Genomic DNA, 22,641 nt, shown 5'->3' with positions numbered 1-22,641 from the left:
GCCTGCGCGGGCGACGCGTCAGGCGTCCGGCGCGGTGAAGGGTACGGATTCCTCGCCGAAGGTGATCCTGTTGCCGTCCGGGTCGCGCAGCGACATCTCGCGCATGCCATAGAAAAAGTCCTCCGGCGGCACCTCGATGGCGCATCCGCGCGCAACGTAGTCGCGATGCAGCCCATCGACATGCCGCACATAGACATAGATGCTCGACAGCCCGAGCGCGGCAGCAGCCTGCGCGGCCGGCATGAGGTGCAGCGAAACCGGGCCGCTCTCGATGATCGCGTAGCTCGGCGGCTCACCCATCTGGAACTGGACGGCAAAGCCGAGGCGCTCCCGGTAGAAGGCGAGACTCGCGCCGACATCGCGCACCGTGAAAACGGCGCTGAAGCCTCGCAGCCGTTCACCGCCCTCGCCCATCGCTCTCGCCCCGCGACCCGTCCGCCTATGCCGCCCGCCTGTTGACCTTGTCCTGCGAGAATCCCGCCGTCGAGGCATAGCCCCTGACGATCGCCTTGCGCTCCTCGAAGGTCAGCACCTTGTCGATGTCGGTGAAGCCGTCCGGGGCGCGCTCCTCCACCGCGTCGATGACGCCTTCCGGCCCGCCCTTGCGGTTCATGCGCACGATCTCAGCGGTCATCGGCAGGCGCTCCTGCTCGTAGGCCCAGAGCGCCTGCACCGGATGATCGGCATTCTTCAGCAGGTCCGCGAGGCAGCGGGCATCGAGGATCGCCTGCGAAGCACCGTTCGAGCCGACCGGATACATGGGATGGGCGGCATCCCCCAGCAGCGTCACGCGGCCATGGCTCCAGCGCGGCAGCGCATCGCGGTCGCACATCGGATATTCCCAGAACTCCGGCGTCGCCTCGATCATCCGTTGTGCGTCGAGATAGGGCACGCTGAAGCGCTTCAGATAGGGCATGATGTCCTCGAACCGGCCAGGTCGCGACCAGTCCTCGCGCTTCGGGGGCGCGCCGCCCGCGCCAACCTTCGCGAGAATCGCCCAGTTGGTCAGCTTCCGGCCGGGGGCGAGCCCCTCGGCGATCGGATAGACCACGAGCTTGGCGTTCATGCCGCCGGCGATCACCATCGAGCGTCCGGTGAGGAATTCCGGCCAGTCGACGGCACCGCGCCAGAGCATGGCGCCGTTCCAGGCCGGCGGCCCCTCGTTCGGGAACAGCTTGCGGCGCACCGTCGAATGGATCCCGTCCGCGCCGATCAGCACGTCGCCGCTGGCGGTCCGCACATGCCGGCCCTCGCGATCGAAGAACCAGGCGGTGACGCCGCCCTCGTCCTCGCGCCACGATCCCAGCCGGTGCCCGGTGAAGATGCGGCTCTCGCCCAGACGGGCGCGGACAGCCTGATAGATGACCGATTGCAGGCGGCCGCGATGAATGGAGAACTGCGGCACGTCGAAGCCCGCCTCGAGGCCGCGCGGCTCGCGCCAGATCTCCTGCCCGAAACGGTTCGTATAGATCAGTTCGTGGGTGCGGAGCGCCACGTCGTCGAGGCGCGGCAGGAGACCGAGCAGGTCGAGTTCCTTGATCGCATGCGGCAGCGTGTTGATGCCGACGCCGAGTTCGCGGATTTCCGGGGCCTGCTCGTAGACTTCGCAGTCGATGCCGCGCGCCTGAAGCATGAGGGCGGTGGTCAGTCCCCCGACGCCTCCGCCGACGATGATGGCCTTCATGGAACGCTCCTACGCGAAGGCAAAAAGATCAGCGTTCATCTTGGCTTGGGCGGCGGCGACAGGCAAGGCCGGCAGCGCCGCCGCCGGCGCGAAACCGGCGGTCCCCACTCCGCCATCTGCTGCAAGGGTTAAGGCCGGCGGCCCGCGCGTGGCGGTTCAGCCCGCCTTGGCCGTCGACAGGTGCTCGCCTTCGATCTCGCCGCGCCGCTTGGTGATCTCGGCGGCCACGTGATCCATGAACACCCTCACGCGCGCGGTCGCGCGCAGGTCGGGATGGGTCAGCAGCCACAGCGCGCCGAAGAATTCCTGCTTCGGTTCGGACAGAGGCACGAGATTGGGGAAGGTCTGGGCGATAAAACACGGCAGGAGTCCGAGACCTGCCCCTTCCGCCACCGCCTCGGCCAGCCCCAGCACGGTGTTGATCTTCCAGCCGATCCTGTCCTCGCCGACATTCTGCACCAGCCAGCGGGCGGGCTTCAGGCCGGACAGATTGTCGCCGAGCCCGATCCAGGAATGCGACCGGTAGTCGACCGGGTCGAGACTGGTGATGCCGAGGCTTTCGGCGCCATAGATTGCCCACGGAACCGCCGCCAGCCGCCGCCCGACCAGCGTTTCCGGCGGATCGTTGGTGGCGCGGATCGCCACGTCGGCATCGCGCTTCGACAGGTTCAGCGACTGGTTGCCAATCACCACGTCGAGGGTGATCTCGGGAAACTTCCTGCGGAACGAAGCGAAGATCGGCGTCAACAGGTGCACGACCAGCGTATCGTTGGTGGTGACCCTCAGATCCCCCTGCGGCCTCAGATCCTGACCGGTCAGCTGCCGCTCGAAATCGGTGATCTCCTCGGCCATCTTCTCGGCGAGCCTGACCATGCCCTCGCCCGCCGCGGTGAGCGAATAGCCGGTGCGGCTGCGCTCGAACAGCCGCGCCCCCAGCCGCTCCTCCATGGCGCCGAGCCTGCGGAAGACGGTCGACTGGTTGACGCCCAGTTGATCGGCGGCTCCCGCCAGCGAGCGAGCGACCGAAACCGCCAGCACCGTCCGGTAGTCGTCCCATGAAACGAGCGGCGTCATGCGAGGTCCATTGGCATTGGCGATCGATCCGCCTCGGTCAAATTGCAATCATGCAATCAAATGCTTGCAGACAAGTCAATTTACTTGCGCGCGTGGACTGCCCACCTTGCGCGACGACGGCATCCCGCCGCGCCTTCCCTCCTCGACCTTGAACCGACGGACCACGCCCATGTCCTCCTCGCTCGATACCCGCACCGCCCCCTACGGTCTCTTCGTGCTGCGCGCCTCGCTCGGCATCATGTGGATCGCTCACGCGCTCCTGAAGGTCTTCGTCTTCGGCGTCGCCGGCTTTGCCGGTTTCCTCGGCCAGCTCGGCCATCCGACCTTCCTCGCCGGCCCGGTCATCGCGGCCGAACTGATCGGCGGCATCCTCATCCTCGCCGGCATCTACGGCCGCCAGGTCTCGGTCCTGCTCATCCCGGTCATGGCCGCCGCCATGATGGTCCACGTTCCGAACGGCTGGCTGTTCTCGGCGACGAATGGCGGCTGGGAATATCCCGCCTTCCTGATCGCCGCGTCGATTGCCCACGCGCTGGCTGGCGATGGCGCCTTCGCGCTGCGCTCGCGGCCGCTGCTGTTCTGGCAGTCCGAGGCGCCCGCTGGCCTGCGCGCGGCCTGATCGCCAGCCTACGCAGCGCTGGTCGTGCTCCCCCGCACGACCAGTGTCGGCGGAATGATGATGCGGGTGGCGGGCAAGGCGGGATTGACGGTGCGCACCAGCACCCGCTCGCAGGCCCGCCGCCCCATTTCCGTCTGATGATTGCTGACGGTCGTCAGTCCCGGCGCCCAGAGCGCCGCCTCGCTGACGTCGTCCGCCCCGACCACCGAGAAGTCGCGGCCAGCCTCTCGGCCGCGCTGCCTGAGACCCATCATGACGCCGAAGGCGATCAGGTCGTTCATGCAGATGCAGGCGGTCGGCGCTTCGTTCAGGTCGAGCAACTGCTGGATCGCTCTGAATCCGGTGTCGCGCGTGCCGAGTCCGACCACCATGGCGGCCGGATCGATCGGCAGCCCCTTGGCACTCATCCAGGCTCGATAGGCGAGACGCCGGTTCCGGCCGGTCGACATCTCGTCGGTGCCACCGACGATGGCGATGCGCCGGTGGCCGAGATCGTAGAGATGGTCGAGCGCGATGCGCGTCGCCGCCACGTCGTCCGAGGCCACCACGTCGAGCCCGACACCCTCGATCTCGCGGGTGATCTGGACGATCGGGATGCCCGCCGCCGCGATCGAGGACAACGCCTCCCCTGTCGAGCCGTTGGCCGGGCACAGGATCATGCCGTCGGGGCGATATTCCTTCAGCGTCGCCAGAACCCGGTCCTGCTTCACGGGATCGTCGGAATAGGTGCCCAGCAGGACGGTGTGGCCGGAACCCGCCAGCGTCTCCTCGATCGCCGCGAGAATCTCGCCGAAATAGGGGTTCACCACGTCGTTGACGCCGACCGCCACCATATGGGTACGCGCCGTGCGCAGGCTCGCCGCCGAGCGGTTGTAGACATAGCCGAGCTTGCGGGCGAGCGCCTGCACCTTGTCGCGCGTCGCCTCCGCCACCAGCGGGCTGGAACGCAGCGCCAGCGAGACGGTGGCTGTGGAAACCCCGAGCTCTCCGGCGATCTGCTGCAGCGTCACGCGCCCCGGCCGGACCTGTTCATTGATGGCGTCGTTCATCGCGCCCTCCTGAATTTCGAGCGGAGCTTAAAACCCGATTTCAAATTTTGAAAGACAAATTCAATCGTTTTACCCCTCGTCCACTGTGGCGGTTGCCGTCTAGACTTCGGCAAAACAACGCTCCGGGAGGACATGAGCATGAGCAAGGAACGGATCGGCTTCATCGGCGTCGGGCTGATGGGCCACGGCATGGCCGCCAATATCGTCGGCAAGGGCTACCCCCTGACCGTCATGGCCAACCGCAACCGCGAGCCGGTCGAGGATCTCATCAAGCGCGGCGCGAACGAGGCGAAGAGCCCGAAAGCCGTCGCGGAGGCCTCCGACATCGTGTTTCTCTGCGTCACCGGCGCGCCGCAGGTCGAGGCCATCGTCAACGGGCCGGAGGGCCTGAAGGCCGGCGCACGCAAGGGCATGGTGATCGTCGATACCTCCACCTCCGAGCCGACCCTGACCCGCCGCCTCGCCGAGGAACTGGCGCCCCTTGGCATCATCTTCCTCGACGCGCCGCTGTCGCGCACGCCGAAGGAGGCCTGGGAAGGCAAGCTCGACGTCATGGCCGGTGGCGCGGACGCGGATTTGGCCCGCGTGCGCCCGGTGATCGACTGCTTCGCCGGACGCGTCATCCATGTCGGGCCGACCGGCGCCGGCCACACCATGAAGATCGTCAACAATTTCGTCTCGATGGGCTATGCGGCGCTCTATGCCGAGGCGCTCGCCGTCGCGAAGGCCAATGGGGTCACGCCCAAGGCGGTGAACGCGGTGATGGGCGGCGGGCGCATGGACTGCGGCTTCTTCCAGACCTTCTTCAAATATGTGGTCGAGCGCGACGAGAACGCCCACCGCTTCACGCTGTCGAACGCCCACAAGGACATGCGCTATTGCGCGAACATGGCGCAGGCCTCCGGCATCGCCAATCCGCTCGGCAATGCCGTGAAGAACTACTTCGCCATGGCCGAGGCTCAGGGCAATGGCGGCAAATACGTGCCCATGCTCTCCGACGAAGTCGCGCGCTGGAACGGCGTCAACCTCGTGGACTGATCCTCCATCGGGGCCCCGCCTCGCTGCCCTGCCCGCGCAAACCTTGCGCGGGCAGGCAATTTGCTTATTTTTCCCGCAGATTTTTGACAGGGGTGGCCTCTCCGCCCACGCCGTATTTCGAGGACATTGCCCTTGGTTTCCTATGTCGATGCCGGCACCGCGCCGCTGCGCAAGAACGGCCAGATCAAGCTCTACGGGCCGGAGGCCTTCGCCGGAATGCGCAAGGCCGGCCGGCTCGTGGCCGAATGCCTCGACATGCTGGTCGACGAGGTCAAGGAAGGCGTCCCCACCGACCGCATCGACCGCCTCGTCTTCGAGTTCGCGCTCGATCACGGCGCGCTGCCCGCGACGCTCGGCTATCGCGGCTACGAATTCTCCTGCTGCACCTCGATCAACCACGTCGTCTGCCACGGTATGCCGAACGAGAAGCCGTTCCGCGACGGCGACATCGTCAATGTCGACGTGACCTTCATCCTCGATGGCTGGCACGGCGATTCCTCGCGCATGTATGCCATCGGCAACGTGCCGCGCCGCGCCGAGCGCCTGATCGACGTGACCTACGAGTCGCTCATGTTGGGCGTCGCGGCCGTGAAGCCCGGCAACACCGTCGGCGATATCGGCCACGCGATCCAGAGCTTCGTCGAGCCGCAGCACATGAGCGTGGTGCGCGACTTCTGCGGCCACGGCCTCGGCCGCATGTTCCACGACGAGCCGAACATCGTCCATCTCGGCCGCCCCGGCGAAGGCAGCCTGCTGAAGCCCGGCATGTTCTTCACCATCGAGCCGATGATCAATCTCGGCCGCCCGCATGTGAAAGTGCTGTCGGACGGCTGGACCGCTGTGACGCGCGACCGTTCGCTGTCGGCGCAGTTCGAGCACACGGTGGCGGTGACCGACACCGGCGTCGAGGTCTTCACCCTCTCGCCGAAAGGCCTCGACAAGCCGCCCTATCGCCGCGCGGCCTGACAACCGCATTTTCAAGCGAAGTGGGGACCGGTTCGCGTCAGGAAAATGCGGTGGAGCAATGGGACAGAGACGGCAAAGCCTTCTCTAAAGCCGGCGATCGGCCGGCATGTCCTGCTCGGCCTCGCGGATCATGCCGCGCAGGCGCCGCCAGATGCGCTCGGCGAGCGACAGGGCGCGATCGACCTCGGCGTCGCTCGGCAGGTTGAGGCCCTGGTCGCCGGACTGGCCGGGGCGAGCCAGGGCCGTCGCCCCGCTCCGCCTCAACGCCTCGTTCTCCGCGCGCAACCGCTCGATCTCCTGATCGAGAGCGGTGCGGTCGTCGGCCGCCATCCGGCAGGTGAAGGCGCCGGATGCCTGCGTGCAGGTCGAAATCTGGCCGGTGCGGCTGTCCATCCGCAGGAACCCGCCGGAAATGTCGCGCAGCACGAAGCGGCCGCCCTCGCTGTCGCGCACGGCGGACGGATTGACGGGCACGATGGGCGGGGTCGTCTGAGCGGACGCGATGCCAACCGCCAGAACGAGGCCAAGGGCGGGAACGGCAAGGACGAGCGGGCGGGTCAGCAAGCGGGCCATGGCAGCCTCCGGTGAGGCTCGCGGATCATAGCGCTCTTCATGTCGCGAGAATGGCCGGCAGATGAATGACGGCTGCATGGCGCGGAGAGCGGGGCGAAGCCGAACCGTCTTCCATTCGGATCGCCCAGTGCCTAAATCCTCCAGTGACTGGAGCATCGGGAGCGCCACCATGAAGGGTCTTTCATCGACCAAACCCCTTCCCATCGGCACGCTGGCACGGACTGCCGGGGTCAAGGTGCCGACCATCCGCTACTACGAGCAGATCGGCCTGATGAACGCCGCGCCGCGCACCGAATCCAACCGTCGCACCTATGGCGCGAACGACGTGCGGCGGCTGAAATTCATCCGCCATGCCCGCGACCTCGGCTTCGAGATCGAGGAAATCCGCCAGCTTCTGGCGCTGGCCGGCGAGCCGGAGCGGCCCTGTGCCGATGCCGACGCCATCGCGCGCCGGCACCTCGGCGATATCGACGGTCGCATCGCCCGCCTGACCGCGCTGCGCGGCGAGATCGCCCGCATGGTCGATTGCGGTGGCCACGGCTCGATCGGCCAGTGCCGGGTCATCGAAGTGCTCGCCGACCACGACCTCTGCGATCACGCGCACCATTGAGGCCGTCATGTCCGATGCCCCGAATGCGGCCAGACCGCGCATCGCCATCACCTACTGCACCCAGTGCCAGTGGCTGCTGCGTTCGGCCTGGATGGCGCAGGAACTGCTCTCGACCTTCGGCACCGAGCTCGGCGAGGTCTCGCTCAGGCCCGGCACCGGCGGCGTCTTCGAGATCACCTATGACGGCGACCTCATCTGGGAACGAAAGCGCGACGGCGGCTTCCCGGATTCCAGGGCGCTGAAGCAGCGCGTGCGCGACCGGCTCGATCCCGGCCGCGACCTCGGCCATCTCGACCGGCCGGCCGCTTCCTGACACCGTCGGCCGGCCATCCCTCCCCCGCACGGCGGCGTTGACGCCGCCCGCCCGCGCACGCTCCCCTGACGCCCGACAGCGAAACAGCAGCGAGCGAGCAGGTCATGGCCAATCCCTTCGATCTCACCGGCCGCGTGGCGGTCGTCACCGGCGGCAATGGCGGCATCGGGCTCGGCATGGCGGAGGCGCTCGCCAATGCCGGCTGCGCCATCTCCGTCTGGGGCCGCAACGAGGCGAAGAACGCCGAAGCGGTGGCCAGGCTCTCGGCGCTCGGCGCGCGGGCGGAGGCGCAGGGCGTCGACGTCACGGATCGCGCCTCGGTCGAAGCCGCCTTCGCGGCCACGCTCAAGGCCTTCGGCCGCGTCGACGGCATGATCGCCAATGCCGGCGTGACCGGTGCGAGCAAGGGGCCGTTCGTCGACCGTCCCGTCGAGGACTTCCGCCGCGTCATGGCCGCCAATGTCGAGGGCGTCATGCATTGCTTCCAGGTGGCGGCGAAACACATGATCGAGCGCGCCAAGGCGGGCGACGCCTGTGGCCGGCTGATCGCGACATCCTCGGTCGCCTCCATCGACGGCGCGGCCTTCAACGAGCATTACGGCGCGTCCAAGGGCGCGGTGAACGCCATGGTGCGGGCGCTTGCCGTGGAACTTGCCCGCTACGGCGTCACCGCCAACACGATCCTGCCCGGCTGGATCGCCACCGACATGACCGAGGCGACCTTCGCCAATCCGAAATTCGCGGGCGCCGTGACGCCGCGCATTCCGGTGCGGCGGTTCGGCCAGCCGTCCGATTTCGGCGGCATCGCGGTCTATCTGATGAGCGGCGCGTCGAGCTATCACACGGCGCAGACGCTGGTCATCGACGGCGGTTACACCGTGTTCTGACGCGCCTCGGCATTGCGGCAAGCCAGGTCGAAGACTGCCTCATCCGCTCCTGACAAGTGATCAGCCCCCGCTTCGGTCGACGTGACCCTCGCGGAACCTTCCCGACTGCGGCGGGTTGTCGTCACGATTATCGTCAGGAGCCGGACAAATGCCTGCTCGACAAGCCATCACGGCGCGCGACGTCTTCAGAACGACCTTCATCGCCGGCTGCATCGTCGCGCTCGGCGCATTCGCGGCCAGCCCGGCGGCCGCCGCCGGGAAGCGCGGCTGCCTTGTCGGCGCCTCGCCGGCCCAGCAGCTCGACGCCGGGCAGCGGCAGGAGGCCTCCAACCGCGTGCTGTCGCTGGTGGCGCGCAATCTCGGCGCCTTCACCGTCGACATCGTCTTCGAGGGCCCGCTAGAATCCAACGCGCTCGACCGCCAGATCGAGATCATGAAATCGGTCGCGGCCGAGCTCGAACTGCCGGGCGCACCCGAGGCCGAGTAGAGACTGGCAGCAAGCCCCGCCCTGCGCGCCGGGCCGCCCTGCGTCGCGCGCGTTGACCCATGGCGTCTCGTCAGCCTGTATCCCGTGGACCGCCATTCCCGAGGCGGCGACGCTGCGGGCATTCATCCCCGCGGGAGGATGATGCCGTGACCACCGCCACTGCCGGCGACCGGCGGCCCGCCGCCGAAACGACCACTTTCGGCATCCTCGCAGCCCTCAGCCTCTGCCATTTCTTCAATGACGTGATGCAGTCGCTGATCACCGCGATCTATCCGCTGCTGAAGGACAATTACGGCCTCGATTTCGGCCAGATCGGGCTTCTGACCCTCGTCTTCAACGGCACGGCCTCGCTGCTCCAGCCGCTGATCGGCTTCTATACCGACAGGCGACCCCAGCCCTATTCGCTGGTTGTCGGCATGGGGTCATCGCTCGCCGGCCTGTTCGTGCTCGCCTATGCGACCAGCTACGGACTGCTGCTGGTCGGCGCGGCGCTGGTCGGGCTCGGCTCGGCGATCTTCCACCCCGAATCCTCGCGCATGGCGCGCCTTGCGTCAGGCGGCCGGCACGGCCTCGCGCAGTCGCTCTTCCAGGTCGGCGGCAATGTCGGAACGGCGGCGGGACCGCTCTTCGCCGCCTTCATCATCCTGCCCCGCGGCCAGGAAAGCCTTGCCTGGTTCGCCGCCCTCGCGCTGACCGGCATGGTCGTGCTCGCCCGTGTCGGCGCCTGGTATGCCGGGAAGCGCGCCGCGGCGGCCAAATCCTCCGCGCCCGTGGCGCTGCCGCCCGCCCTGCCGCGCGGGCTTGTGCTGCGGACACTCACCGTGCTCGCGCTGCTGATCTTCTCGAAATACATCTACATCGCCAGCCTCGGCAGCTATTACACCTTCTACGCCATCGAGCGCTTCGGCGTGTCGGTCTCCACCGCGCAGCTCCTGTTGTTCCTGTTCCTCGGCGGGCTCGCCGCCGGCACGCTGCTGGGCGGTCCCATCGGCGACCGGTTCGGCCGCAAGCTGGTTATCTGGGGCTCGATCCTCGGTGCCCTGCCCTTCACGCTCGTCCTGCCCTATGCGGGCCTGGTCGGCACGGCCGTCCTCACCGTCGTCATCGGTCTGATCATGGCCTCGGCCTTTTCCGCCATCCTCGTCTACGCGCAGGAACTGGTGCCCGGGAAGGTCGGCATGATCTCCGGCCTGTTCTTCGGCTTCGCCTTCGGCATGGGCGGCATCGGCGCGGCGGTGCTCGGCCAGATCGCCGATGTGCGCGGCATCGGCTTCGTCTTCACCATCTGCTCGTTTCTGCCGTTGATCGGGCTCCTGACCATCTTCCTCCCCGACATCGAAACCGAGCGTCGCAAGGCCGCCGCGTGATGCCGCCATATCCGTGCCCGGGCGGCTCGGCTACAAGCGGCGCGTGAGCGACACGAAAACCGACCGCCTGCCCGGGAATCCGCGCCCATGGACGCGGCGCGAGACCCTGGCCGTCGCCGCCGTTATCCTCGCCTTCTGGGGCGTCACTGTCGCGGCCTATTCGCTCGAAGCCGTCACCATTCCGTGGGATGCCAAGTCGCAGTTCTACAATTTCTTCCGCTTCGTCGGCCGGGCCCTCGCGCAGGGCGAGCCGCCGCTCTGGAACCCTTACCATTTCTCCGGCTTTCCCTCGGTCGCCGACCCGCAATCGCTGCTGTTCTCGCCGACCTTCCTGATCGCGGCATGGCTCGCGCCCAAGGCCTCGATGGGCTCTTTCGACGCGATCGCGCTCGCCCACCTCGCCGGCGCTGGTGTCGCAACCGCCGCGCTCTGCGCGCGCCGGGGCTTCGCGCCGCAGGCGGCCGTGCTTGCCGCCGCCATCGTCTTTTTCGGCGGGCCGGCCATGGGCCGGCTCCAGCATATCGGTCTCGTCGTCTCCTATGCCTGGCTGCCGGTCTGCCTCCTGTTCCTCGAACTCGCCCTCGACCGCCGCTCCTGGCGCTGGTCCCTCGCCTTCGGATGCGCCGCCGCAGTGATGGCGCTCGGGCGTGACCAGATCGCCTTCCTCAACTGCCTCGTGCTGGTCGCCTTCGCGCTGACCCATGCGGCCACGCATCGTCCGCTTGCCGGTTGGCTGCGCATGCGGGGGCCGTACATTCTGCTGATGGGCATAGTTGGCGCTGCGATTCTCGCCGTGCCGCTCCTGCTGACGCTCCAGTTCGCGGCCTTTTCCAACCGGCCGGTGGTGGCCTTCCAGACCGCGGCCTACGGCTCGCTCGATCCGTTCAACCTGATTGGCCTGTTCGCGGCCGACATCTTCGGCGGACTGCAGCGCACCGACCTCTATTTCGGCCCCGGCACGCCGCATTGGCCGAATTTCGACTGGACCGACCGCTCGGTGAACTTTCTGCATGTCGGCATGGTCGCAACGCTGCTCACGGCCGGCATCGGCCTTGCGGGCGGCGCGGCGTTCCGTCCGGGGCTGCGCTTCTTCGCGGGCCTCGGCGCGGCGAGCCTCGTCTACGCGCTCGGCGCGCACACGCCGCTGTTCCGCTTCGCCTTTGAGCTCATTCCGGGCGTATCCCTCTATCGCCGGCCGGCCGATGCCACTTTCATCCTCATCCTCGCCATCGCGATGATCGCCGGCGGCAGCCTTGACGCGGCGATGCGCGAACGGGTGCGCGTGAACCGGATCGCGCTCGCCACCTTCGCGGCGCTGGCCGCTGTCGGCACCGGCTTCGCCCTTGCCCGCGCGCCATCCCCGGCCCACCTCGCCGTCGCGCTGGCGGCGCTCGGCAGCGGGGCGGCCGTCTGCATCCTCGCGCTCTGGCTGCTGCGCCAGTTGCGCGCGCCCGAAAGGGTTGCGCTCGCCGCCACGGCCCTCGCGGCCCTCGCGATCGCCGAACTCGGCTTCCACAACGTCACGACGCCGATCAATGCCGAGGCCAAGGCCGTCTATGCCGTGTTCCGCGACGAGCCTTCGCCCGATCGCGCGGCGCTCTCGATCCTGCTCGCCGCCTCGAACGGCGATCATGCCGCCGGCCGCCGGCCGCGCGTCGAAATCCTCGGGCCGGAAAACGGCTGGCAGAATGCCGGGATGACCTACGGGATCGAGGCGACGCTCGGCTATAATCCGCTGCGCTTCGCGCTTTACGAACGCGCGACGGGCGCCGCGGAAACCGCCCACGAGCCGCGCCTGCGGCCCTTCCCGCAGACCTTCCGCGGCTATCGCTCGCTGCTCGCCCGCCTTCTCGGCATCGAACTCGTCATGTTCGACAAGCCGCTCGGCGAGATGCCCGCGAGCCTGCCACGTCCCCGGCTCGAAACCCTGATGCAGGGCCCTCCCTACTGGATCTATCGCCTGCCCCGGGCGGCGCCGCGCGCCCTGCTGGCGGCGCGCTATCGCGCCATCGACGTCGAGGCGATACTATCGGCGGGCGAGATTCCCGCCTTCGACATCGAATCCGAGGTGCTGATCTCGCGCAGCGATCCGGTCGAGGCCGTGCCTCCCGCGACCGACGATCCCGGTCGCCCGACGCCCGGGCGCGTCGCCATTGCCGACTACCGGCTGAACTCCGTGCGGCTGGTGGCCGAGACCGAGGTCGCCAGCATCCTCGTCCTGCACGATCTCGACTATCCCGGCTGGGAGGTCACCGTGAACGGCCAGCGCCGGCCGTTGCTGCGCGCCAACGTGCTGTTTCGCGGCGTCGAGCTGACGCCCGGCCGGCATGAGATCGTCTTCCGCTTTCGCCCCTTCAGCGCCGAGAACCTGTGGGCCGCGCTGGCGACCGTGCGCGGCAAGCGCTGAGGTCAGGCCCGCACGGGCGCCTGCGATTCGAGCCAGGCCCGGGCCCAGCCGAGCGCCTGCGCGATCTCGTCCTTGCTCATCTCCGCGGCGACTTCCTGGCGCTGCGCGGCGGCCTCGCGGTCGCCGCGCAGCGCCGCGATGTTGAACCACATATGGGCGGCGACCAGGTCGCGCGGAACCACGCGGCCGGCCGCATAGAGCGTGCCGAGTTCGCGCGGCGCATAGTTCTCCAGCTCCATCGGCACGATGGACGGGGCATCAGCCTCGGCGAGGACCATCACCATGGGCGACCTCCGATCACGCAGCAGCACGGTAGAAAAAGACAGGGCGTCCGCCGGCTACCTCTTTCGCGGCAGTGTGCTTCCCAAGGGTCAACGATCGATTAACGCTACGTCAGCCTTAAGCATGCGTGCCCCACCGGCACTGGACGGCCGGCGCGGGCCGCGCGACATTGCTGGCAAGGCGCGCTTGCCACCGACGCGCCGTGGAGGAAATCCCATGAAGACCATCGCCCTTGCCGGCGCGGCGCTCGCTCTCGTCCTGGCCGCCGGCCCGGTTCTGGCCCAGAGCCCGACCGGCACCTTCGTCAGCCAGTCCGGCGATACCCGCGTGCGCTTCGCCGATTGCGGCGGCCAGATCTGCGGCACCATCGTCTCGGTGCGCGGCCAGACGACCGACGAAAAGAACGAGAACGCCTCGCTGCGCACGCGCGCGCTTGCGGGCGTGCGCATGATCACCATGCGCCCCAATGGCCCGAACGCCTGGCAGGGCACGCTCTACAACTTCCAGGACGGCAAGACCTACAATGGCCGGATGACGATGCCGTCGGCCAATTCCATGTCGCTCTCGGGCTGCGTCCTCGGTGGCATGATCTGCCGCTCGCAGACCTGGACGCGGGTGAACTGAGGCCTGAAACGACAAGGGCGGCTCGCGGCCGCCCTTCTCAAAGCCCGGCAGCCGGATCAGCGCGCCTTCTGCCCGAACAATACCGCCTGCGCGGCCGGATCGTCGCGCAGCTGGTTCGGATTGCGATCCGCCTTGTTGACCGCGAGACCGCGCTGAACGGCCGGACGGGCGAGCATACGCTCGAGCCACGCTTTCACATTCGGGAAATCGTTGATGTCCTGCCCCTGCCGCTCCCAGGCCTTGGCCCAGCCGATGCAGGCAATATCGGCGATCGTGTAGTCGTCGCAGATGTAGTCGCGCCCCTCGAGGCGGCGGTTGAGCACGCCGTAGAGGCGGTTCGCCTCGTTGGTGTAGCGGTTGATCGCATAGTCGAGCTTTTCCGGCGCGTAGATGCGGAAATGGTGGGTCTGGCCGAGCATGGGCCCGAACCCGGCCATCTGCCACATCAGCCATTCCTCGACCGCGACGCGCTTGCGCTCGTCCTGCGGGTAGAACTGGCCGGTCTTGCGGCCGAGATACATGAGGATGGCGCCGGACTCGAAGACCGAGATCGGCTCGCCGCCCGGCCCGTCGGGATCGACGATGGCCGGCATGCGGTTGTTCGGCGCGATCTTCAGGAAGTCCGGCTTGAACTGGTCGCCCTTGCCGATATTCACGGTGATCACATTGTAGGGCAGCCCGCACTCCTCCAGCATGATCGTGATCTTCCAGCCATTCGGCGTCGGCCAGTAGTGCAGATCGATCGGGCGCTGCGACATGTAGGATCTCCGGACGTTCCTTCCGCGACGGAACAGCCTCGATGCCGGCGGGTCGCGGAGCCGGAGGCTAGCACGCCGGGCGGCGTGGCCAAGCCCTCCGCCCTTCCATCCGTGCAATGCCTCATTTGCAGGCGCGCGGGGACGGGACAGACTGCAACCCACCGGCGTTCATCGCCCGTTCGGCAACCGGGCGCGATATTCGCGCGGATCGAGGGAGGATCGTCTCATGAAACTGCACTGGCTCGCGGCCGCCGCCGCACTTGTTCTCACCATCGACGTTGCCGCGGCACAGTCGACCACGCAAACGCGCGCACGCAGCGGCTCGGCGGCATCCGCGTCGCAGACGACGCCGGCCGCCGGCACGACCACGACGCGCCGGCCGCGCTCGGCGGCGCAGCTCCGCAACGACCAGCTGATGCGCGACTGCGGCGCGGAATGGCGCGGCAACAGGGCGGCCCTGCAGGCGCAGGGCAAGACCTGGCGCAGCTTCCTGCCGGAATGCCGGGCCCGCCGCTCGCGCGGCTGAAACCCGTCAGTCCAGCGCCATCTTGAAGCCTTCGTGGCTTCGGGCGAAGCCAAGCCGCTCGTAGAAACGATGCGCGTCCTTTCGGCTCTTGCTGGATGACAGTTCCAGGAGACCGATGCCGAGAGCGCGCGCCTCGGCGACGGCATGGCGCATCATCGCCGCGCCGACGCCGGAGCCGCGTAGCCCCGGATCGACATGGACGCTCTCGATCTTGCCGCGCGTGCGACCGCGCTCGGCGATCCCCGGCAGCGCGGTGAGCTGATAGGTGCCAACGACCCTGCCCGCCTGCTCGGCAACAAACAGGTGGTTCGCCCCGGAGGCTGCCACGCGGGCGAAGGCGGCCGCATAGGCGGGATGACGCCCCTCGGCCTCGGCCGCTTCCGCATCCATGGGCGCGGAGGCATGGCCCATGGCGATCAGCGCCGCGATGCGCGGCGCGTCGGCCGCCGTCGCGGGGCGAACGACGGCCGTCCGCATCACGGCCGGCTCGCCTGCGGCAGGAGGCTGGTCACAGGTCCGAAGCCCGGCAGCGCCTCGATGCGCTTCATCCACGCGGCAATGGCGGGATAGCCGTCCAGCCCGAAGCCCGCCTGCGGCGCATAGGCGACGACGCCATAGACATCGATATCGGCGATGGTCGGGGTCTGGCCGACCAGCCAGTCGGCATTGACCAGCGCGCCCTCGACGGCCTTGAGCCCGGCGGTGCCGTCGGCGAAATACATCTCCATGGTCGACTGATTGTAGTTGCGGATGCCGAAGCGCTGGGCGCGCGAACGGTAGATCGGCGGCGCAAGGCGGTCGAAGTCCCAGAACATCCATTCACGGGCGCGGATCAGGTCGAGCTTGCCGTCGCCCTGGAACTTGCCGAGTTCGACAGCGAGATATTCGAGGATCGAGGCCGACTGGCAGAGCGAGAAGCCGGCCTTGCCGTCTTCCAGCGCCGGCACCTGTCCGAAGCGGTTTTTGGCCAGATAGGCGTCCGACTTGTGCTCCATCGCGCGCAGATTGATGGAATTGTAGGCGAAATCCTCGCCGCAGAGGCTCAGCATGAGGCCGACCTTGTAGGTCGGCCCCGAGACCCAGGAACCATTGAGCGTGAAACGCTTCGCCATCGTCGTCCTCCCATGGGCCATCGCTCTGGATGGTCCGTTCATATCGGAGGCGCATGGAAGACGATTGTTCCCCATGGCCGCAACGGGAGAAAACGCCGTTGCTGCCATTCCGCGGACAGGGAGACGGGTCCGGCCGTCGCGTGGCGGCTATTCGATGCCGAGCTTGGCTTTGAGGATCTCGTTGACCGCGCCCGGATTGGCCTTGCCGCCGGACGCCTTCATCACCTGACCAACGAACCAGCCGAGCATGGTGGGCTTCGCCTTGGCCTGCTCGACCTTGTCGGGATTGGCCGCGATCACCTCGTCGATCACCTTCTCGATGGCGCCGGTGTCGGTGACCTGCTTCATGCCACGAGCTTCGACGATCTCGGCGGGGTCGCCGCCCTCGGTGAAGACGATCTCGAACAGGTCCTTGGCGAGCTTGCCGGAGATGGTGCCGGCCTGGATCAGATCGATGATGCCGCCGATCTGCGCCGGCGCGACCGGCGAGGCCGTCACGTCGCGGCCTTCCTTGTTCAGGCGGCCGAACAGCTCGTTGATAACCCAGTTCGCCGCCTGCTTGCCGTCGCGGCCAGGTTTTCCAGCAGGACTTGCCACGGCCTCGAAATAGTCGGCGCTCTCCTTTTCCAGCACGAGGATGGAGGCGTCATAAGGGGTGAGGCCGTACTGCGCGATCAGCCTTGCCTTCTTGGCGTCCGGCAATTCGGAGAGATGCCCGGCGAGATCATCGACATAGGCCTGGTCGAATTCGAGCGGCAGGAGGTCGGGGTCGGGGAAATAGCGGTAGTCGTGCGCTTCTTCCTTCGAGCGCATCGAGCGCGTCTCGCCCTTGCCGGCGTCGAACAGGCGGGTTTCCTGATTGATCTTGCCGCCGTCCTCGATGATGCCGATCTGGCGGCGCGCCTCGTAGTCGATGGCCTGCCCGATGAAGCGGATCGAGTTGACGTTCTTGATCTCGCAGCGCGTCCCGAAGGCATCGCCCGGCTTGCGCACGGAGACGTTGACGTCGGCGCGCAGGTTGCCCTTCTCCATGTCGCCGTCGCAGGTGCCGAGATAGCGCAGGATCGTGCGCAGCTTGGTGACATAGGCCTTGGCCTCGTCGGCCGAGCGCATGTCCGGCTTGGAGACGATCTCCATCAGCGCGGTGCCCGAACGATTCAGGTCGATATAGGACAGCGTCGGGCTCTGATCGTGGATCGACTTGCCGGCATCCTGTTCAAGGTGCAGGCGCTCGATGCCGACCGTGAAGCTCTCGGTCGGCGACAGGTCCACCGTCACCTCGCCCTCGCCGACGATCGGGCTCTTGTACTGGCTGATCTGGTAGCCCTGCGGCAGGTCCGGATAGAAATAGTTCTTCCGGTCGAAGACCGAGCGATAGTTGATCTTCGCCTTCAGACCGAGGCCGGTGCGGATCGCCTGCCGCACGCATTCCTCATTGATGACGGGCAGCATGCCGGGCATGGCCGCGTCGACGAGGCTGACCTGGCTGTTCTCCGGCGCGCCGAAGCCGACCGCAGCCCCCGAGAACAGCTTGGCGTTGGACGCCACCTGCGCATGGATTTCGAGGCCGATCACCACCTCCCAGTCGCCGGTGGCGCCGGGGATGAGGTTTTTCGGATTGGCATGAGCGGTCATGGGCGGGCCCGGACGTGAATGGGATCGGCTTGGGTAGCCAATGAGCGGCGCTACGGCAAGGGCGGGTCGCCGGCGACGGCTGCCCTGCCCCTGCATCACAGCGGTGCCGAACCCCGGCCGACATAGAGGATCGGCCCGGTCGGCCGCCCCGTCGGCGAGCCGCCGGTCGGCTCCAGCGTGATCTCGTAGAGCTGGCTGTCGACGGGGCGCGGCATGCCGCTCGTGCGGTAGTCGCTCTGCCGCACGACCGGCATCAGGCCGACCGAGCGCGGGCCGACCTGCCGGTCCCACAGGGTCCAGACCTGCAGCACGCGGCCTTCCGGCACCGGAATGGCACGCAACGGCACGACGCGGATGCGCCCGTCCGCATAGGCCTCGACGATGGCGCCGGCGTCGCTGGTGTTGGGGGCATTGAGCACGGCGACGACCACCGGCTGCGGCGCCGTGCTGAAAGGCCGCGTCACTATCACCACAGCGAGCAGCAGCGCCGCCGCGGCGCCCGCCAGCGCCGCGAAGCGCAGCGCCGACACATCCGCCCAGACCCTGCCCAGCCAGCTCTGTCGATCGGCGGCGGCAGGCAGAACCTTCCCGATCGCCGCCTCGATGCGCGGCCAGAGGCTCTCGGACGGTGCGGCCGGCGTCGCCGTCTCGTCGAGCGCCACCAGCTTCTCCCGCCAGTCGGCAACGGCCCGGCGCGCCTCGGCATCGGTCGCGATCCGCCGTTCGAAGGCTTCCAGCTCCTCCGGTGTCATCAGGCCGGCGACATATTCCCCGGCCGTCGCGATCAGGTCGTGCGTCATCCCATGCACTCCTTCAGCGCCACGAGCGACCGTCTGATCCACGCCTTCACGGTACCGAGCGGCACGGCCAGCCGGCCGGCGATCTCGCCGTGGGAGAAGCCGTCGACATAGGCCATGACCAGGCTGGCGCGCCGGCGCGGCTCCAGCCCGTCGAGACAGCGCCTGAGGGCGCTGGCATCCGGCAGGCGCTCGATCGCCTGATAGGCTTCGACCGCCGAGCCCAGATCCTCGGGCACCTCGTCGACGAGATCCTCGCGGCGGCCGTCGCGCAGCACGTTAAGCGCCTGATTGCGGACGATGGCATAGAGCCACGCCTTCGGGGGCCCGAGTTCGGGATCGTAGCGGTGGGCGTTCCGCCAGATCTTCACATAGGCCTCCTGCACGACCTCCTCGGCGAGTTCGCGGCGCTTCACGATGCGCAGCGCAACTCCGATCATTGCCGGGCATTCGGACTCGTAGATCACCCGCAGGGCCGCCTTCTCGCCCCGGCCGCAGCGTGCCAGCGCGTCCTTCAGATCGGTGGCGACAGTTGCCATGGAGCCTCCCGAGACCATGCTGTCTTTCGCGACTACACCGGCCGTTGCGAGTTTGGATGCAGGCCGGAACGCGCCGAAGCCTGACGATACGACAGATGCACGACGTTGCTGCGTCCGAATGGTCGCACCCCCGGGTATCGGTCATGGGCGGACGCCTCCTCCGCCCAGGGGCCGGAGGACTGCGCCTCCCGTCGCGTACCGGCTCCGGGGACGGCCCTCGCGCGAATGCGAGGGTCGCTTCTGGCTCAGAGGCCCTCGATCCGCCGCGCGAGGTGGCGGCAGAGGAACCCGCCGGCGAAAGCGCCGGCGGCCATCACGGCGAGATAGGTGAGCTTGAAATTCGGATCGCCCGACCGCCAGCCCATGGCGATGTAGACGACCAGCAGCATGGTCAGCGCCCAGAGCAGCCACCCGAACACCGTCAGGCACGCAATGGCGACGGCGCGGGAGACCAGCATGGCGCTTCTTACCCCCACCAGCGCTCGGTGACGGGGAAGCGGCCCTTCTCCGTCTCGATGACGCTGGCCAGCGAGAACAGCGTCTCCTCGTCGAAGGCGCGGCCGATGAGCTGGAGCCCGAGCGGCAGGCCCTGCGGGTCGAGCCCGGCAGGCACGGCGATGCCCGGCAGGCCCGCCATGTTCACGGTCACCGTGAATACGTCCTGCAGGTACATCTCGACCGGGTCGGCCGAGCCCTTCTCGCCGATGCCGAAGGCGGCCGACGGCGTCGAGGGCGTCAGGATCGCATCGACGCCCGAGGCATAGGCCTGCTCGAAATCCTGCTTGATCAGCGTCCGCAGCTTCTGCGCCCGCACGTAATAGGCGTCGTAATAGCCGGCGGAGAGCACATAGGTGCCGATCATGATGCGCCGCTTGACCTCCTTGCCGAAGCCCTTGGCGCGGGTCTTCTCGTAGAGGTCGACGATGTCCTTGCCGGGTTCGCGCAGGCCGTAGCGCACGCCGTCATAGCGAGCGAGGTTGGAGGAGGCCTCGGCCGGCGCGACGATGTAATAGGCCGGCAGGGCATATTTCGTATGCGGCAGCGAGATCTCGACGATATTGGCGCCGGCCTCCTTCAGGATCCGCGCGCCGTCGTCCCAGAGCTTCTGGATCTCGGGCGGCATGCCCTCGATCCGGTATTCCTTCGGGATGCCGATGGTCATGTCGCGCACCGACTTGCCGACCGCCGCGACATAATCCGGTACCGGCCGGTCGACGCAGGTCGTGTCCTTGGCATCCGGGCCGGCGAAAGAGCGCAGCAGCATGGCCGCATCCTTCACGTCGCGCGCGATCGGGCCGGCCTGATCCAACGACGAGGCGAAGGCGACGATGCCCCAGCGGGAAACACGGCCATAGGTCGGCTTGATGCCGACCGTGCCGGTGAGCGCCGCCGGCTGGCGGATCGAGCCGCCGGTATCCGTTGCCGTCGCGCCGGCGCAGAGCATCGCCGCGACCGCCGCGGACGAGCCGCCGGACGAACCGCCGGGCACCAGCGCCTTGTTGTCGCCGTCGCGCCGCCACGGGTTGATCGGGCCGGGGAAGCAGCTGGTCTCGTTGGACGAGCCCATGGCGAACTCGTCGTTGTTGAGCTTGCCGAGCATCACCGCGCCGTCGCGCCAGAGGTTCGACGTCACCGTCGACTCGTAGGGCGGCACGAAATTGCCGAGAATGTTCGAGCAGGCCGTGGTCCGCGTGCCCTTGGTGCAGAACAGGTCCTTGACCCCGATCGGAATGCCCTCCAGCGGGCCGATCTCGCCCTTCGCAATGCGCGCATCGGACGCCGCGGCCATGGCCAGCGCCTTCTCCGGCGTCTCCAGTACATAGGCGTTGAGCTTGCGACCCTTCTCCATGGCCGCGAGATAGGATTTGGCGAGATCGGTGGCCGAGAAAGACTTCTTCGTCAGGCCCTCGTGGGCCTCGGCGATGGTCAGGGTCGTCAGGTCGGATGCGGACTTGGTCATGGCGGTCACTCCACGACCTTGGGAACGGCGAAGAAATGGCCCTCGTGCTGGGGCGCATTGGCGACGACGTCGTCGGCAATGCCGCCATCGCTCACCACGTCCTGGCGCTTCTTCATCGCCATTGGCGTGACCGAGGTCATCGGCTCGACGCCTGACACGTCGACCTCGTTGAGCTGCTCGACGAAGGCAAGGATCGCGTTGAGCTCGCCCTGGAGGTGGGGCACCTCCTCCTCGGTCACGGCGATGCGCGCGAGATGCGCGATGCGCCGGACGGTCGCCTGATCGACGGACATGCGGAAATCACCCGGACAAGAAAACTGGACCGGGCCTCATAGCATCCGCCGCTTTTGCGCCGCAACCGGATCAGGTGAGCCGGTCGGTGTCGCGGCCGGGCTGGAGCAGTTTCGGCAGGTCCGAGAGCCTGATCTTCAGGATCGACGATTTCGGAATGCCCCCGCCGAAGCGCGGGCCGGCCTCCACCACCACGGCCCGGTGCTCGGCCACCAGCCGCTCGCGGACGGTTCTCACCGCCGCCGCGCCGCCCTGCCGGATGACACGGGGACGAGCCGTCACGACCTCCGGCTCCGGGGCGGCGGGCGAGGACGCGGCCTCCCGCGCGGCATAGAGCGCCGCATGGGCCTTGAGCTCGGTCTGGTCGGCCACGGCCGAGGCTGCGAAGAAGTCGCGCTGGCGGCTGTCGGTCGCGTCGCTCATGGGGCCTCCGGACAGGTGGAGAAGCATGACTACCGCGCCGGCCAGGGGCCGGACGAGCGGAAGGTTTCGTTAACCTTGACGCGGAGGTGGCGGGGCACTTCCGCCCTTTGGCTTCGCCAGCGGCGCGCTGTAGAAGGCTTGACACGCCGATGTCAGGAAAGCCGCCATGTGCGCCGAATGCCCCCCGAGCTTCCCTTCTCCCGGAACCAAGGCGGACCTTGAGGAAGGCGACATCCTGTCGCCGCGCTTCGGCGCCGATGGCCTGATCACGGCGGTCACCAGCGATGCGGAGACGGGGGACCTTCTGATGGTTGCCCACATGAATTCCGAGGCCCTGTGGAAAACCGTCGAGACCGGCGAGGCGCACTACTGGTCGCGCTCCCGCAAGGCGCTCTGGCACAAGGGCGACACATCCGGTCAGATCCAGACCGTGGTGGAGATGCGCATCGATTGCGACCAGGACGCCGTCTGGCTGAAGGTGAAGGTCGGCGGCGATGGCGGCTCCTGCCATACCGGCCGGAAGACCTGTTTCTACCGCGCGATCCCCACCGGCAGCGCGCCGGGCAACGTCAGGCTGGAGCCGCGCGACGCCGAGCGGCTGCGTCCGGCTTTCGGCTAGC

28 protein-coding genes are annotated in these 22,641 nt (G+C 67.9%); 12 read left to right on the top strand and 16 right to left on the bottom strand.

The window, feature by feature from the left end; genetic code table 11:
• Positions 1-18 precede the first annotated feature (18 nt).
• The 3 genes from JNK84_RS00595 to JNK84_RS00585 form a co-directional block, all read right to left on the bottom strand.
• Positions 19-414 carry a bleomycin resistance protein gene (locus JNK84_RS00595; protein ID WP_293419176.1) on the bottom strand — a complete coding sequence of 132 codons (396 nt, stop codon included), beginning with the start codon at positions 412-414 and terminating at the stop codon, positions 19-21.
• 25 nt (positions 415-439) lie between these two features.
• Complete coding sequence (locus tag JNK84_RS00590) at positions 440-1,684, bottom strand: flavin-dependent oxidoreductase (protein WP_293419173.1); 1,245 nt, start codon at positions 1,682-1,684, stop codon at positions 440-442.
• Positions 1,685-1,840: 156 nt separating this feature from the next.
• The gene (locus JNK84_RS00585) at positions 1,841-2,758 is read right to left on the bottom strand and encodes a LysR family transcriptional regulator (protein WP_293419170.1); all 918 of its coding nucleotides are present in this window, start codon (positions 2,756-2,758) and stop codon (positions 1,841-1,843) included.
• A 169-nt stretch (positions 2,759-2,927) separates the two neighbouring features.
• On the opposite strand from JNK84_RS00585, the gene JNK84_RS00580 reads away from it, so the two are divergent.
• Positions 2,928-3,377 (top strand): DoxX family protein, encoded by a 450-nt coding sequence (locus JNK84_RS00580; RefSeq protein ID WP_293419167.1) that lies wholly within the window; start codon positions 2,928-2,930, stop codon positions 3,375-3,377.
• 8 nt (positions 3,378-3,385) lie between these two features.
• Here JNK84_RS00580 and JNK84_RS00575 read toward each other — a convergent pair whose 3' ends face one another.
• Complete coding sequence (locus JNK84_RS00575) at positions 3,386-4,426, bottom strand: LacI family DNA-binding transcriptional regulator (RefSeq protein WP_293419164.1); 1,041 nt, start codon at positions 4,424-4,426, stop codon at positions 3,386-3,388.
• A gap of 138 nt (positions 4,427-4,564) precedes the next feature.
• Here JNK84_RS00575 and JNK84_RS00570 point away from each other — a divergent pair, with 138 nt between their 5' ends.
• On the top strand, positions 4,565-5,464 hold the full coding sequence (locus tag JNK84_RS00570; protein ID WP_293419161.1) for an NAD(P)-dependent oxidoreductase: 900 nt from the start codon (positions 4,565-4,567) through the stop codon (positions 5,462-5,464).
• A 132-nt stretch (positions 5,465-5,596) separates the two neighbouring features.
• Positions 5,597-6,430, top strand: coding sequence for a type I methionyl aminopeptidase (gene map / locus JNK84_RS00565; RefSeq protein WP_293419158.1), 834 nt, complete (start codon positions 5,597-5,599; stop codon positions 6,428-6,430).
• A gap of 84 nt (positions 6,431-6,514) precedes the next feature.
• Here the strand turns inward: map and JNK84_RS00560 are convergent, their stop codons facing one another.
• Positions 6,515-7,003 (bottom strand): hypothetical protein, encoded by a 489-nt coding sequence (locus JNK84_RS00560; protein WP_293419155.1) that lies wholly within the window; start codon positions 7,001-7,003, stop codon positions 6,515-6,517.
• Positions 7,004-7,172: 169 nt separating this feature from the next.
• Here JNK84_RS00560 and JNK84_RS00555 point away from each other — a divergent pair, with 169 nt between their 5' ends.
• From JNK84_RS00555 to JNK84_RS00530, 6 genes are all read left to right on the top strand, one after another.
• The gene (locus JNK84_RS00555; RefSeq protein WP_293419152.1) at positions 7,173-7,613 is read left to right on the top strand and encodes a MerR family transcriptional regulator; all 441 of its coding nucleotides are present in this window, start codon (positions 7,173-7,175) and stop codon (positions 7,611-7,613) included.
• Between the two features lie 7 nt (positions 7,614-7,620).
• Positions 7,621-7,926, top strand: a complete 306-nt coding sequence (locus tag JNK84_RS00550) for a SelT/SelW/SelH family protein (RefSeq protein WP_293419149.1) — start codon at positions 7,621-7,623, stop codon at positions 7,924-7,926.
• A gap of 104 nt (positions 7,927-8,030) precedes the next feature.
• Entirely contained in the window at positions 8,031-8,813 is a 783-nt protein-coding gene (locus JNK84_RS00545; RefSeq protein WP_293419146.1) for an SDR family NAD(P)-dependent oxidoreductase, read from the top strand.
• Between the two features lie 148 nt (positions 8,814-8,961).
• Complete coding sequence (locus tag JNK84_RS00540; protein WP_293419143.1) at positions 8,962-9,300, top strand: hypothetical protein; 339 nt, start codon at positions 8,962-8,964, stop codon at positions 9,298-9,300.
• 146 nt (positions 9,301-9,446) lie between these two features.
• Complete coding sequence (locus tag JNK84_RS00535; RefSeq protein ID WP_293419140.1) at positions 9,447-10,667, top strand: MFS transporter; 1,221 nt, start codon at positions 9,447-9,449, stop codon at positions 10,665-10,667.
• Positions 10,668-10,710: 43 nt separating this feature from the next.
• A complete protein-coding gene (locus tag JNK84_RS00530; protein ID WP_293419137.1) occupies positions 10,711-13,074 on the top strand; it encodes a hypothetical protein in 2,364 nt (787 codons plus the stop codon).
• 2 nt (positions 13,075-13,076) lie between these two features.
• Here the strand turns inward: JNK84_RS00530 and JNK84_RS00525 are convergent, their stop codons facing one another.
• Positions 13,077-13,358 (bottom strand): hypothetical protein, encoded by a 282-nt coding sequence (locus JNK84_RS00525; protein WP_293419134.1) that lies wholly within the window; start codon positions 13,356-13,358, stop codon positions 13,077-13,079.
• Between the two features lie 214 nt (positions 13,359-13,572).
• Here JNK84_RS00525 and JNK84_RS00520 point away from each other — a divergent pair, with 214 nt between their 5' ends.
• On the top strand, positions 13,573-13,980 hold the full coding sequence (locus tag JNK84_RS00520; RefSeq protein ID WP_293419131.1) for a DUF2147 domain-containing protein: 408 nt from the start codon (positions 13,573-13,575) through the stop codon (positions 13,978-13,980).
• Between the two features lie 56 nt (positions 13,981-14,036).
• Here JNK84_RS00520 and JNK84_RS00515 read toward each other — a convergent pair whose 3' ends face one another.
• Positions 14,037-14,738: a glutathione binding-like protein gene (locus tag JNK84_RS00515; protein WP_293419128.1), complete on the bottom strand. Its 702-nt coding sequence runs from the start codon at positions 14,736-14,738 to the stop codon at positions 14,037-14,039.
• A gap of 226 nt (positions 14,739-14,964) precedes the next feature.
• On the opposite strand from JNK84_RS00515, the gene JNK84_RS00510 reads away from it, so the two are divergent.
• Positions 14,965-15,264 carry a hypothetical protein gene (locus JNK84_RS00510; protein ID WP_293419125.1) on the top strand — a complete coding sequence of 100 codons (300 nt, stop codon included), beginning with the start codon at positions 14,965-14,967 and terminating at the stop codon, positions 15,262-15,264.
• A gap of 6 nt (positions 15,265-15,270) precedes the next feature.
• On the opposite strand, the gene JNK84_RS00505 is transcribed toward JNK84_RS00510, so the two are convergent.
• The 9 genes from JNK84_RS00505 to JNK84_RS00465 all read right to left on the bottom strand — a co-directional run bounded on the left by JNK84_RS00505 (position 15,271) and on the right by JNK84_RS00465 (position 22,021).
• Positions 15,271-15,741, bottom strand: coding sequence for a GNAT family N-acetyltransferase (locus JNK84_RS00505; RefSeq protein ID WP_293419200.1), 471 nt, complete (start codon positions 15,739-15,741; stop codon positions 15,271-15,273).
• Positions 15,741-16,376 carry a glutathione S-transferase family protein gene (locus tag JNK84_RS00500; protein ID WP_293419123.1) on the bottom strand — a complete coding sequence of 212 codons (636 nt, stop codon included), beginning with the start codon at positions 16,374-16,376 and terminating at the stop codon, positions 15,741-15,743. The genes JNK84_RS00505 and JNK84_RS00500 overlap by 1 nt, the downstream gene beginning before the upstream one ends.
• Before the next feature lie 147 nt (positions 16,377-16,523).
• Entirely contained in the window at positions 16,524-18,011 is a 1,488-nt protein-coding gene (gene gatB, locus JNK84_RS00495; RefSeq protein WP_293419120.1) for an Asp-tRNA(Asn)/Glu-tRNA(Gln) amidotransferase subunit GatB, read from the bottom strand.
• A 95-nt stretch (positions 18,012-18,106) separates the two neighbouring features.
• Positions 18,107-18,811 (bottom strand): anti-sigma factor, encoded by a 705-nt coding sequence (locus JNK84_RS00490; protein ID WP_293419117.1) that lies wholly within the window; start codon positions 18,809-18,811, stop codon positions 18,107-18,109.
• Positions 18,808-19,347 carry a sigma-70 family RNA polymerase sigma factor gene (locus tag JNK84_RS00485; RefSeq protein ID WP_293419114.1) on the bottom strand — a complete coding sequence of 180 codons (540 nt, stop codon included), beginning with the start codon at positions 19,345-19,347 and terminating at the stop codon, positions 18,808-18,810. Before JNK84_RS00485 ends, JNK84_RS00490 begins: the two co-directional genes overlap by 4 nt.
• A 245-nt stretch (positions 19,348-19,592) precedes the next feature.
• A complete protein-coding gene (locus tag JNK84_RS00480; RefSeq protein WP_293419111.1) occupies positions 19,593-19,805 on the bottom strand; it encodes a hypothetical protein in 213 nt (70 codons plus the stop codon).
• Between the two features lie 8 nt (positions 19,806-19,813).
• The gene (gene gatA / locus JNK84_RS00475; RefSeq protein ID WP_293419108.1) at positions 19,814-21,307 is read right to left on the bottom strand and encodes an Asp-tRNA(Asn)/Glu-tRNA(Gln) amidotransferase subunit GatA; all 1,494 of its coding nucleotides are present in this window, start codon (positions 21,305-21,307) and stop codon (positions 19,814-19,816) included.
• A 5-nt stretch (positions 21,308-21,312) separates the two neighbouring features.
• Positions 21,313-21,600: an Asp-tRNA(Asn)/Glu-tRNA(Gln) amidotransferase subunit GatC gene (gene gatC / locus JNK84_RS00470; protein WP_293419104.1), complete on the bottom strand. Its 288-nt coding sequence runs from the start codon at positions 21,598-21,600 to the stop codon at positions 21,313-21,315.
• A gap of 70 nt (positions 21,601-21,670) precedes the next feature.
• Positions 21,671-22,021 (bottom strand): hypothetical protein, encoded by a 351-nt coding sequence (locus JNK84_RS00465; RefSeq protein ID WP_293419101.1) that lies wholly within the window; start codon positions 22,019-22,021, stop codon positions 21,671-21,673.
• Positions 22,022-22,187: 166 nt separating this feature from the next.
• Between JNK84_RS00465 and hisI the strand changes: the two genes are divergently transcribed.
• Entirely contained in the window at positions 22,188-22,640 is a 453-nt protein-coding gene (gene hisI, locus JNK84_RS00460; protein WP_293419098.1) for a phosphoribosyl-AMP cyclohydrolase, read from the top strand.
• The last annotated feature ends 1 nt before the right edge of the window (position 22,641 follow it).

This window comes from Phreatobacter sp. (genome assembly GCF_016793595.1).
Classification (GTDB): domain Bacteria; phylum Pseudomonadota; class Alphaproteobacteria; order Rhizobiales; family Phreatobacteraceae; genus Phreatobacter.
This window is presented reverse-complemented; position numbering and strand designations above follow the sequence as displayed.